We start from the raw sequence: 1,451 nt of genomic DNA, 5'->3' as shown, positions 1-1,451 counted from the left end.
ACACGGGCCGCAAGCGCAAGGGCTAAAAACCTCCACGACAGCCTCGCCCGCTGCCAATAGCCGGGCTGCGTCGCGCGCGGGCGGCGACCCGAACTGGCGGGCATACTCCGGCTGAACTGGGAAGCGCTCTCGTAGCTGACGGCGAATGCGACGCTTGCAACATTGCCTGGCTGGGCAGCCAGAAGCTGGCGGGTGGCCGTCGCCGCCTAGAAATGGCGGTAAAATGCAGCGTTGCTCATATGAGCGATTTCGGCCAGATCGCCGACCCGGATCGGCTGATGACAATGTGTCCGGATCCAGGCGATGGCCTGGCCAATCCGGGACAGATGGCCGTCGGCACGCGCAAACTGGCGAAGCTTTGCGCCCTGCGGACCTTGCAGCAGCCGAAACAAGATCTCGCGTTCGAGCATGACCGCCAGCACGGGAATCTCCGCTGGCCGGTCAAACAGCCGCATCATCCGACGCAACGCATCGAGCAGATCCTCATTGACGGGCGAGGTGGAGAAACTGTCGCCCCCGAGCGCGGGCTCGTAATCGACCTGAATGGATTTAAGGGCCACCGCACGGTTCAGCAGGCGGCCGAGATCGTCATACACTTGGCGACCCTGGATGCCGATGGCCCCAACGCCGGGTACTTCAACGACGATGGCCCGCTTCCGTGGTGAACGGCGCCAGACCCGACAAAGTCGTCAACTCATAATGCGGAATGACCGAGATAGGTGGAAGCGGACTTGGGATGTGTGGAAAGCGCTCATGGCGTATGCCATGCTAGAACCGAAGTTCATCGAAAATGGTTCATGCATGAATTGGGAACAGATCGCATCGGATTTCGCTTGGGACGGCTCATGGCGAGACATCTACGTGCTGAACACGACTGAGGCAGATTGGCAGGGCGTCTGGGACATCCTCCTTGCATGGACTCCGCCGGCCAAGTTCAGTGTCTCAGGCAAGGTCGAATCGATGCCATTGGGGGTCGAAGCCGCCCTGGAAAGCGAAACAGGCAGCTTACTTTCTTTTTACGTCGGGCCAATCCAGCTTGCATGTCACTTCTTCAGCGCTGTCGAAATTGAGTTCGACTTCGATCCAAGGCAAGTCAGCGGAGAAACCGAGATTGAGCAGCTTGACCGCTTTATGCGATTGCTCGGTGACGCTACTGGGAAGCAGGTAGTTCTGACGCAGGAAAATGATCAGGAGGCTATCCTCGCCCGCTACTCTCTCGACCTTGAGAGCGTGGTTTGGACTGCATTATCATAGCCGAATGTCTGCAACGGGTCGTTTTGTCGGCTGGCGGCTTTCCCCCTCAACTCGTCTCGATCACATCTGGCCACGCGGTAATGAGTCTACGTCTTGAATCTCTCGCAACCATCGCCTGGCGCCATTTTTAGGCGAAGGAACGCTCATTCCATATTGACTATGGATTGGAATTATTATTTCATATTCCCGGCGCCACG

General features: G+C 58.0%; 2 protein-coding genes. One reads left to right on the top strand and one right to left on the bottom strand.

Annotated features, from left to right (window positions below):
• Positions 1–206: 206 nt before the first annotated feature.
• Positions 207–596: an AraC family transcriptional regulator gene (locus tag EOB49_RS38265; protein WP_245472965.1), complete on the bottom strand. Its 390-nt coding sequence runs from the start codon at positions 594–596 to the stop codon at positions 207–209.
• Positions 597–753: 157 nt separating this feature from the next.
• Here EOB49_RS38265 and EOB49_RS33840 point away from each other — a divergent pair, with 157 nt between their 5' ends.
• Positions 754–1,254 (top strand): hypothetical protein, encoded by a 501-nt coding sequence (locus EOB49_RS33840; RefSeq protein ID WP_127383500.1) that lies wholly within the window; start codon positions 754–756, stop codon positions 1,252–1,254.
• The last annotated feature ends 197 nt before the right edge of the window (positions 1,255–1,451 follow it).

This window comes from Mesorhizobium sp. M7A.F.Ca.MR.148.00.0.0 (genome assembly GCF_003997735.1).
GTDB lineage: Bacteria > Pseudomonadota > Alphaproteobacteria > Rhizobiales > Rhizobiaceae > Mesorhizobium.
Note: the sequence above shows the minus strand (reverse complement) of the source record. Positions and strands in the feature narration are given on the sequence as shown.

Bases quoted from the DNA above. Each gene is read 5' to 3' on its own strand.
- EOB49_RS33840 (WP_127383500.1), top strand. From the start codon at position 754: ATGGCGTATGCCATGCTAGAACCGAAGTTCATCGAAAATGGTTCATGC.